This window comes from Variovorax sp. GW460-12-1-14-LB1, assembly GCF_059423605.1.
Genome location: NZ_JBWKYF010000068.1, coordinates 28,604 through 37,954, shown reverse-complemented (window position 1 = coordinate 37,954; position 9,351 = coordinate 28,604). Strand labels below are relative to the sequence as shown.

The following is a 9,351-nucleotide window of genomic DNA, read 5'->3' as shown; positions in this document are numbered from 1 at the left end:
GGTTAGGGTTATCACGTGGGTCAGATTTAGATGGAAATCACACCGCCAACTGGGTCACTTCTAGATGGAAATCAACAAGCAGGTCCTTGTCCAGTCGCATGGGCTCGGTGCGTGCGGCACCTTGTGGTGCGTGCGACTTGCTGCACCGAAGACCCTGCGGATGGAATTCGGCGTTCCATCCTGCCCAGGTGAAAGCGCTCAGGAAGTCTTGTCGAACTTCGTCAGGCCAGCAGGTCACCATGTCGAAGCCGATGCGCGGATCGAACCAGCGGAGTACTGCGCCGACGGCCTCGTCGTCATCTAGGCCAGGGTCCGGGGGTATCACGGCATTGAGCCAAGTGCGAAGGTGTGTGACCAGCGTGATCGACCGCAATGGCGAAGCCACGAGACTGAGGGCATGCGCGGCACCTGCGCCACGTGCGAGGTCGTGCAGCCATGGCACTGCGTCCGCTGCATCGGGCATGGATGGCAGTTCGACCAGCCAAGGGCCGACACCGATCGCAGCGGCTTCCGGCGTGTGAAGGAACAAAGGGGTTGCATCGAGTGGGTATCGCGCCACCAGACGCGCCACCCATCCGTCTTCCTGCCTGTCTTCTTCGACCCCCCCGCATCGGCCGGCGTCCACCAATGCGTGACAACGTTGACCGTTCTGGCGCGAGAGGCGGGCGAAAGTACCGATGTCTTGTGCGATGGTCTGCGAGATCTCATGCTCGACCGCCTCACGCTCGTACGCTTGAATTGCCATCGGTACCGGCCCTGTCAGATCCGGGGAGCCACAGGCGAGGCCTGACGTGCAGCGCGTGCCAGGCATTCCCAGCACACGCTCTGTGCCGTGGGCCCTGGCTTCTTGTCGGGGCCCGGCGTTCCGTGCATTGCCGCATGCTCGATCCACGTGCCCAACGTGCCATGTCGGATGCCGCCTTGGCTCCATTCGCTGAAGCTGGTACCGCCGTTGATCGTGACCTTTTTCTTGGCGGTGATATAGACGGTGTCTTCGGTGCTCACGATGTCGATGTCTTTCAAGGCGGTGGCCTCGATGGCGTCGCTTTGGGCTTTGATGCGGATGTCGCCCTGCGATGCAAAGGCCTTGATGCCGCTCTTGAGCGTGAAGATGCGCATGCCTTCCGCCACGCTGGCGAGGATGCGCTGGGCGGCACTCAAGGAGGTGTGGCCGGCACTGGTGAGCTGGATGTGCGCGCCGGTGTGCGCATGCAGGTGCGTGGCGGTGGTGGCAGCGATGCCTGCGGGGCTGGCGAGCGCGAGATGCGGTGTGGCCAGTTCGGGAAAGCGGCCTTCGGTCGATGGGCTGCCGTGGCCCCGGAGGTCTTCGTTCTGCTGCTTGATGGCATGGGCGACGGTGGACTGGTCGTCGTTGTCGTCCTGGGCCTCGGCTGTGCGGGCCGCTTCGGCCAGGCCTTCGATCTGGTCGCGTGCGCTCGTCAGGCGCTGGATGGTTTCGCCCATGTCCTTGGCGTGGCGAGCGGCATCGGGGCGGCCTTCAGTGGTGATGAGCATGCCGTCCTGTGCCCTGAGCACGCCATGGGCGTCAGTGCGCAGCTCGAAGCCCTCGCCCCTGGGGTCCTTTCTGCCCGCGTTGTCCTCGATGCGCGTAATCGCCCCCAGGCTCAGGCTGCTGGATTGGTGATCGCTCTTGAGCTGCACCTGGATTTTTTCGGCCGTGTCATCCAGGATCAGATGGTTCGACCTGCCCGCCGCACTGTTGCCTCCTCCCTCCGTCAACTCCCGGCTCCTGAACCCGCTCAATGCGCTCTGGCCAGGGAGTTGCCACGGCGGCAGATTCACCTGGTTGTGGACTCTTCCCATGCAGATCGGCAGGTCCGCATCTCCCGCGATGAAGCTCACGATGACTTCCTGCCCGATGCGCGGGATCTGGATGCCCCCGAGCTGGTTGCCCGCCCAGGGCGAGCTCACCCGCACCCAGCAGCTGCTGTGCTGGTTCTTCTGTCCCTGGCGGTCCCAGGGGAACTGCACCTTGATGCGCCCCAGCTCGTCGGTCCACAGGTTCTGGCCTTCGGGGCCCACCACCAGTGCCACTTGGGGGCCGACCATGGCGGGCTTGGGCTGGGTCGGCTCTGGGCGTAATGGTTCGGTCACCGGGTGGGCTGTGAAGTCCACCTGCACGCGCCATTGCTGCTTGCGCTGCGCAGTGGCTTCGCGGTTCTGGCTGTCTTCGGCCACATCCTCGATGAGGAAACGGGTGTCCAGGATCAGGTACTCGGCGTTGGCCGACTCCCTCGGGTGTTTCTTCAGCTGGAAGGTGCATCCGGGCACCATGCCCCGCAGGTTGCCGCTGGCCTGGGCCCGGGCGCCATGGGTGCGCAGTGCCTGCATGCGCAGCAGGGATAGCAGGCGGCCTTGGCCGTGAGGATCGGCGCTTGCATCTGCACCCGCATTGGGCTGGGCGTAGTGACTGCCCCCCGCTCTCGATGCATGCCACTGGTAGACCTCGCCCTCGGCTTGTCCGGTCGGGCGCGGGTCGCTTCGAGAAACACTCAGATCCGCCCTGGGCCGGGTGTAGTCGTAGTCCCGGGTGGCGTACTTCCCACTGGTGAGCTGGTGCTGGGGAACGAAGCTGTGGATGTACTCGGCATCGATCTTCCAGCCCGGGGCGTGGTATTCCACATGCTCGTACAGCGGATCGCCAGCCGCATAGGCGCCCATGGCGTCCGAGAGCACCAAGCGGTGTTTACCGTCCGAATGTTCGAAGTGGTAGCTGATGCCCCATTCCTGGCACAGGCGGGCAAGGAAGGCGAAGTCGCTCTCGTTGAACTGGGTCTGGTAGTCGCGCACGGGGTAGTGCTCGATCAGGCGCTTGTCCACGGGGAAGGCGTAGCCGCCCAGGAGTTCGTCCAGGATCTGGACGACGCTGAGGTTCTGGAAGATCCTGCAGTCGGTGCGCAGGGTGGCCAGGTGCAGCCAGGGGCGCAGGGTGAGCTTGTACTGGGCGTGGCGCCCTTCCTCGCCCCACAGGGCTGCATCGGTGATCAGGGCGTTGATCTGGCGGGGGGAAGAGCCATCGAGTTCGATCTCGCAGCTGATCTCCTGGCCGATGAAGGCATCCAGGTCGAAGTCGGCGCCAGAAGAGACGCCGGACAGAGCCAGCGCATCCGGGGTCTTGAGAAAGAGTTCGTAGGCAAAGAGGCTGTTGATCCCCTCATGCCCCGACAGCCGCACGGGCTCCAGTGCAGCCTGACCAAGAACAACAGGGATCGCAGCAGAAGAAACAGACAGCGTGCGCGGCATCGACGACTTCCTTGAGAGAAGGAGGAGAGGTCGGCGCAGTCTGCAGGGACTGCGCGGCGCACACTGCGAACAATCGTCACCTCACGCGCTGCTCGCCAAAAAGGGCGAAGCAAGCGCGAAGAAGTTGACGCTGGAAGGGCCGGCTCAGCCCAACGCCGGATAGTCCGTATACCCCTTCACCCCACCCCCATACATCGTCGCCTTGTCCAGCTCGTTCAGCGGCGCGTGCTCGCGCAGGCGGCGCACCAGGTCCGGGTTCGAGATGAAGGGCTTGCCGAAGGCCACGAGGTCGTCGCCTTCCTTCACGGCTTCTTCGGCCAGGGGGCGGTCGTAGCCGTTGTTGACCATCCAGGCGGCCTTGCCGCCGGCGGCGCGGTAGGCGGCCTTGAGGGCTTCGTAGTCGAAGGGGCGGTCGGCGATTTCGCGCGGGCCGCCGGTGGCGCCTTCGATGATGTGGATGTAGGCCAGGTTCAGCGGCGCGAGCTGCTGCACGACGTAGGTGAACAGCGGCTGCGGGTCGCTGTCGTGCGCGTCGTTGGCGGGCGTGACGGGCGACAGGCGGATGCCGGTCTTGCCGCCGCCGACGGCATCGACCACGGCGCGCGTGGACTCGAGCAGCAGGCGCGCGCGGTTCTTGATGGAGCCGCCGTAGTCGTCGGTGCGCTTGTTGCTGCCGTCCTTGAGGAACTGGTCGAGCAGGTAGCCGTTGGCGCCGTGCAGTTCCACGCCGTCGAAGCCCGCGGTCTCGACGGCGTTGCGTGCGGCCGCGGCATAGGCGTGGACGATGCCGGGCAGTTCGGCCGCGTCGAGCGCGCGCGGCTCGGACGTTTCGACGAAGGTGGGCACGCCGTCCTTGATGAGCACGGTCTTGGTCTTGGCGGTGATGGCCGAGGGCGCGACGGGCTTGCCGCCACCGGGTTGCAGTTCGGTGTGCGAGACGCGGCCCACGTGCCACAGCTGCACGACGATCTTGCCGCCCTCGGCGTGCACGGCGTCGGTCACGCGCTTCCAGGCGTCGAGCTGCTCGGTGCCGTAGAGGCCGGGCACGTCGGCGTAGCCCTGGCCCTGGTGGCTGATGGCGGTGGCTTCGGTGATGAGCAGGCCGGCGCTGGCGCGCTGGGCGTAGTAGGTGGCGGCGATGTCGGGCGGGATCGCGTTGGGCGAGCGGTTGCGCGTGAGCGGCGCCATCACGATGCGGTTGGCGAGCTGGAGGTCGCCGGCCTGGACGGGGTCGAAAAGGGTGGACATCGTGGATTGAGGGGGCAGAGTTGAAACAGGCGCAAGGCTAAGCCGCCCGTCTCAACCCTGCTGTCGCACGGTTGTCCCGATTGGTGCTAAGGAAGCAACCGCGCCAGCAGCGCCGGGCTCACGCGCACGGGCAGCGCGAGCAGGATCTGCCCCATGCCCTTGCCGAGCGGGTCGTTGCGCAGCGAGGCCATGCCGCCGCCGCCCAGCGCCTGCTCGCAGACAAAGTTGAAGGCGTGGATGCCGGGCACCTCGTGGCGCGTGACGTGGCCCTGCACCAGGTGCGCGAGCCATGCGGCCACGCGCGCCTCGGTGAGTTGCGCGCGCAGCAGCGGCAGCAGCTCGGGATGGCGCGCGATGACGCCGATGTTCGAGGTGTCGCCCTTGTCGCCGCTGCGGGCCCACGCGAGGCGGATCAGCGGGACCTCGATGGCGTCGTCGCCGGGCGTGGCCAGGGGCAGTGCCTCGATGGTGTGCACGGCGGGCGGGTCGTCGCTGGTGGCGTGCGTCGCGGGCACATCGACGGCCTGCCCATCGACGCGCACCTGCGGGATCACGTGCGCCTTGTCGAGCAGGAACGCGTACTGCCGGATCGATGGCGACACCGAGGCGCGTCCGCCGCCCGCGCCCGTGGTGCCGGGCGCCCACGAGGTGCCGGCCGGCGCGACCTCGCGCGCGAACAGCTCCAGCGCGTCCTTGCGCGGATGCGTCACGGCGAGCCGCAGCACGGCCTCGCGGATCTGCTGTGCCTGCGTCTGCGCATGCGGGCCGTAGCAGGACTCGGCGCCGAGCACTTCGAGCTGCGTGCCGCTGTAGGGCCCGAGGCCCTGCTGCGCAAAGAGGGCGCCGGTGCGCGCGAGGATCGCCTCGCCGGTGCGCCGCGCCTTGGCCACCGCGTTGAAGCCGACGATCGTGAGCTGCGCCGCGGTCTTGAAGCCGTCGACATACGTGGCGCAGACCTTGTAGCTGCCGGTGGGTGCGCGGCCGCGCGCGCCGTGCACGCGCACGCGGTGTTCGCCCGCCTGTTCGATGCGCACCTGCGTGAAGTCGGCCACCACGTCGGGCAGCAGGTAGGCGGCAGGGTCGCCGATTTCGTAGAGCATCTGCTCGCCAACCACGGCGGGCGTGAGCTTGCCGCCGGTGCCCGCGGGCTTGGTGACGACGAAGCTGCCGTCGGCGGCGCATTCGACGATGGGGTAGCCGATGTTCGGCCAGTCGGGCACGGTGTCCCAGTCGGTGTGCAGGCCGCCGGTGGCCTGGCAGCCGCACTCGATGATGTGGCCCGCGAGGCTGCCCGCGGCGAGCAGGTCGTGGTCGCCGGGCTGCCATTGGAATTCATGCATCAGCACGCCGAGCGTGACGGCCGAGTCGACGCAGCGGCCGGTGATGACGACCTGCGCGCCCGCGTCGAGCGCGGCCTGGACCGGGCGCGCGCCCTGGTAGGCGTTGGCGCTGAGCACGCGCTCGGGCAGCGGCGCGCCGCTCTGCAGTTCGCGCACGGGCGGTTGCGAAGCGCGCAGCTCGGGCAGCAGCGGCGACACGTCGTCACCGCTCACCACGGCGATCTTCAGCGAGACGCCTTGCTCGGCGGCCAGTGCGGCGAGCGCATCGGCGCAGCCTTGCGGGTTGACGCCGCCCGCGTTGCTCACGACGCGGATGCCCTGTTTCACGACGTCTTTCAGCACGGCCTTCATCGCGACGGAGACGAAGTCGGTCGCGTAGCCCAGCTCGGGCTTCTTCAGCCGCGCGCCCGCGAGGATCGACATGGTGAGCTCGGCGAGGTAGTCGAACACGAGGTAGTCGATCTGCCCGCTGGCCACGAGCTGCGGCGCGCCCACGCTGCTGTCACCCCAGAAGCCGGAGGCGCCGCCGATGCGGACGACGCGATTGCTGTTGTGGTTGCTGCTGTTCATCGTCCGCTCCATTGCGGCTTGCGCTTCTCGCGGAAGGCGAGCTGGCCTTCGGCCGCGTCTTCGGTGAGCGCGAACAGGCCGATCTGGCTTTCGGTGAAGGCCATCGATTCCTCGAAGGCCATGGCCTCGATCTTCTTCATCGTGTACAGGCCGCGACGGATGGCGGCGGGCGACTTGTCGAGCAGGCGGCCCAGCAGCCAGTCGACGCTCTCGTCGACGTCGTCGCTCACGCGGTTGACCAGCTTCAGCTCGAGCGCCTGCGCGGCGTCGATCGGCTCGCCGGTGATGCACATCTCGGCCAGCACGCGGCGCGGCAGCAGGCCGCCGAGCACGCTGAGCACCTGCGCGGGAAACACGCCGACCTTCACCTCGGGCAGGCCGAACACAGCCTGGCGGCTGGCCACGGCCAGGTCGCACATCGCCATGAGGCCCATGCCGCCCGCCATGCAGGCGCCGTTGACGCGCGCGATCAGCGGCACGGTCGATTGCCGCGCCTGGCGAAAGAGGTTGGCGATGCCCTGGTAGGGCGCGGCGTAGTCGAACTTGAAGGAGGTGCCGCTTTGCAGGTCGGCGCCGGCGCAGAAGGCGCGCGTGCCGGCGCCGGTGAGGACCACGGCGCGCACGGCGGTGTCGCGGTTGGCGCGCACCAGCGCATCGGACAGGCCCTCGAGCACGGCCGCGTTGATGGCGTTGCGACGCTCTTCGCGGTCGATGGTGAGCCACATGACGGGCCCGCGCATCTCCTCACGCAGCTCGACAGGGGACGGGGAAGAAGAAGGGGGAGGGGATTCGGACATGGGCGGCTCGGCTTCCTGGTGACGGATGCCGTAGCGTCGCCCGAAAAAAAAGCCGCGGCATGCGGCTTGTGGCTGCGGTGATCCGGGTTTTCCCTGGGATGGCCCGGATCGTCGCTGGCGTCGCGTTCTGCGCGCTTTTGCTTACTTCAGCAGGCCTTCGGCCTTCATTGCTTCCTGAACGGCGGGGCGGGCGGCCACGCGGGCGTGCCAGGCCAGCACGTTGGGGAAGTCCGAGATGTCCACGCCGGTGGGCTTGGTCCAGTTGGTCACGGTGAACAGGTAGCCGTCGGCCACGCTGAAATGCTCGCCCATCAGGTACTGCTTGGCGGAGAGTTCGCCGTCGAGCCACTGGAAGCGGGCCTTGAGCTTGTCCTTGGAGATGGACTTGGCTTCCTCGGGCATGGCCGGGTTGAACAGCGGGCTGAAGCCCTTGTGCATCTCGGTGCCGATGAAGGTCAGCCACTCCTGCAGGCGGTAGCGCGGCATGGTGCCGTTGGCGGGCGCGAGGTTCTTGGTGGGGGCGAGGTCGGCAATGTACTGGACGATGGCCGGGCCTTCACGCAGGCGGGTGCCGTCGTCGAGCTCGAGCATCGGCACGTAGCCCAGCGGGTTGATGCCGTAGTAGTCGGTGCCGTCCTGCAGCTTGTGGCTCTTGGTGCTGGCCAGCACGGGCTCGAAGGCGATGCCCGCTTCGTGCAGCGCGATGTGGGGGGAGAGCGAGCAGGCGCCGGGCGAGTAGTACAGCTTCATTCGAAAAAACTCCAATGGATAGAAGGAAAAGATCTGTGTGACCGCAGGGGATGCTAGCGGGTTTGGCTGCATCGCGTTTTTGTCCTACGGCGGCTTGCGCGCGCCGACTATCGGGTGGCTGGTCGGGGCTTCCTACAGTCCGGACACGGCGGCACATGCCCGCTGCAAAGCAACCAAGGAGTGGTTCACCATGCTCAAGTACGCGATCATTTTTGCGGTCATCTCGCTCGTGGCGGGTCTGCTGGGCTTCGGCGGCGTGGCGGCCGGCGCGGCAGGCATCGCCAAGCTGCTGTTCGGCCTGTTCCTCGTGCTGGCGGTGCTGTTCGTGGTGCTGGCCGCACTTGGCGTGGGCGCGGTGAAGAAGGCGCTCGATTGACCGCCTTGCCCCATGCCATGCACCTGTCGCACATCGACCTGCGCCTGACCTACGAGGTCGACGCCCCGGCGCATCTGCGGCTGAACATCGAGGCCGCGCGCACGGGCGCGCAGGCGGTGCTGGCCGAGACGCTGACCATCGCGCCGCCCACGCGGCTGCGGGTGGGCTGCGAGTCCGACAGCGGCAACCGCTTCGTGCGTTTCGACGCGGCGCCCGGGCCGCTGACCATCACCTACCGCGCGACGGTGCGGCGACCGGTGGTGCATGTGCCGGCCACCTTGCCCGAGGTGCCGGTGAGCCAGCTGCCCGACGCGGTGCTGGGCGACCTGCTGCCCACGCGCTATTGCGAGTCGGACCTGCTGGCGCGCTGCGCGCAGCAGCTCTTCGGCGACCTGCCGCCGGGCATCGGCCGCGTGCAGGCGATTGCCGACTGGATCCACGACAGCATCGTCTACGTGCCGGGCAGCAGCGACTCGACCACCACGGCGCGCGAAGTGTTCGTGCAGCGCGCCGGCGTGTGCCGCGACTTCGCGCACCTGGGCATCACCTTCTGCCGCGCGCTCAACATTCCGGCGCGGCTGGTGGTGGGCTATGTGTGGTTCGACGAGCCGCCGCAGGACTTCCATGCCGTGTTCGAAGCCTGGCTCGGCGGGCAGTGGGTGCTGTTCGATCCGACACGCATGGCGCCCGTCGATCGGCTGGTGCGCGTGGGCACGGGGCGCGACGCAAAGGACGTGGCCTTCTCCACGATCTTCGGCGCGGTGCGCATGACCGACAAGAAGCTCGCCGTGCGCGAATTGCAGGACGAGCGGGCCATTGCGCCGCGCACGCCGGCGCCCAGCGGCGAGCTGCGGGGCATCGAGAAGCCCGAACCGGTGCTCTGACCCACCCAAGCGACCGCCCGGCGCGGGTTGTTTGCTATTAAATATATAGCAATCTGCGCAATACCGACAAGGCTCCGGGCCGATTTTGGCGCGGCTCCCTAGCTTGTCCACACAGGGGTTGC

At 67.6% G+C, this 9,351-nt stretch carries 8 protein-coding genes; 2 read left to right on the top strand and 6 right to left on the bottom strand.

From position 1 onward, the window contains the following. Positions 1–37: 37 nt before the first annotated feature. From AC07Y4_RS26265 to gstA, 6 genes are all read right to left on the bottom strand, one after another. Positions 38–745 carry a DUF4123 domain-containing protein gene (locus AC07Y4_RS26265; RefSeq protein ID WP_495275332.1) on the bottom strand — a complete coding sequence of 236 codons (708 nt, stop codon included), beginning with the start codon at positions 743–745 and terminating at the stop codon, positions 38–40. A 14-nt stretch (positions 746–759) separates the two neighbouring features. After that, positions 760–3,264, bottom strand: a complete 2,505-nt coding sequence (locus AC07Y4_RS26260) for a type VI secretion system Vgr family protein (RefSeq protein WP_495275331.1) — start codon at positions 3,262–3,264, stop codon at positions 760–762. Between the two features lie 144 nt (positions 3,265–3,408). Beyond that, complete coding sequence (locus AC07Y4_RS26255) at positions 3,409–4,512, bottom strand: alkene reductase (RefSeq protein ID WP_159279063.1); 1,104 nt, start codon at positions 4,510–4,512, stop codon at positions 3,409–3,411. 86 nt (positions 4,513–4,598) lie between these two features. Continuing rightward, positions 4,599–6,422 (bottom strand): acyclic terpene utilization AtuA family protein, encoded by a 1,824-nt coding sequence (locus AC07Y4_RS26250; RefSeq protein WP_487847733.1) that lies wholly within the window; start codon positions 6,420–6,422, stop codon positions 4,599–4,601. Continuing rightward, positions 6,419–7,219 (bottom strand): enoyl-CoA hydratase/isomerase family protein, encoded by an 801-nt coding sequence (locus AC07Y4_RS26245; protein WP_487847734.1) that lies wholly within the window; start codon positions 7,217–7,219, stop codon positions 6,419–6,421. The genes AC07Y4_RS26250 and AC07Y4_RS26245 overlap by 4 nt, the downstream gene beginning before the upstream one ends. 141 nt (positions 7,220–7,360) lie before the next feature. Next, positions 7,361–7,969 carry a glutathione transferase GstA gene (gene gstA, locus AC07Y4_RS26240; RefSeq protein WP_062473773.1) on the bottom strand — a complete coding sequence of 203 codons (609 nt, stop codon included), beginning with the start codon at positions 7,967–7,969 and terminating at the stop codon, positions 7,361–7,363. Between the two features lie 190 nt (positions 7,970–8,159). Here gstA and AC07Y4_RS26235 point away from each other — a divergent pair, with 190 nt between their 5' ends. Together AC07Y4_RS26235 and AC07Y4_RS26230 are read left to right on the top strand one after the other, a co-directional pair. Next, positions 8,160–8,345 carry a DUF1328 family protein gene (locus tag AC07Y4_RS26235; RefSeq protein WP_013538518.1) on the top strand — a complete coding sequence of 62 codons (186 nt, stop codon included), beginning with the start codon at positions 8,160–8,162 and terminating at the stop codon, positions 8,343–8,345. Beyond that, on the top strand, positions 8,342–9,229 hold the full coding sequence (locus AC07Y4_RS26230) for a transglutaminase-like domain-containing protein (protein WP_487847735.1): 888 nt from the start codon (positions 8,342–8,344) through the stop codon (positions 9,227–9,229). Before AC07Y4_RS26235 ends, AC07Y4_RS26230 begins: the two co-directional genes overlap by 4 nt. The last annotated feature ends 122 nt before the right edge of the window (positions 9,230–9,351 follow it).

Excerpts from the sequence above, each read along its gene's own strand:
- AC07Y4_RS26265 (WP_495275332.1), bottom strand. The coding sequence starts at position 745 with ATGGCAATTCAAGCGTACGAGCGTGAGGCGGTCGAGCATGAGATCTCG.
- AC07Y4_RS26260 (WP_495275331.1), bottom strand. The coding sequence starts at position 3,264 with ATGCCGCGCACGCTGTCTGTTTCTTCTGCTGCGATCCCTGTTGTTCTT.
- AC07Y4_RS26255 (WP_159279063.1), bottom strand. The coding sequence starts at position 4,512 with ATGTCCACCCTTTTCGACCCCGTCCAGGCCGGCGACCTCCAGCTCGCC.
- AC07Y4_RS26250 (WP_487847733.1), bottom strand. The coding sequence starts at position 6,422 with ATGAACAGCAGCAACCACAACAGCAATCGCGTCGTCCGCATCGGCGGC.
- AC07Y4_RS26245 (WP_487847734.1), bottom strand. The coding sequence starts at position 7,219 with ATGTCCGAATCCCCTCCCCCTTCTTCTTCCCCGTCCCCTGTCGAGCTG.
- gstA (WP_062473773.1), bottom strand. The coding sequence starts at position 7,969 with ATGAAGCTGTACTACTCGCCCGGCGCCTGCTCGCTCTCCCCCCACATC.
- AC07Y4_RS26235 (WP_013538518.1), top strand. The coding sequence starts at position 8,160 with ATGCTCAAGTACGCGATCATTTTTGCGGTCATCTCGCTCGTGGCGGGT.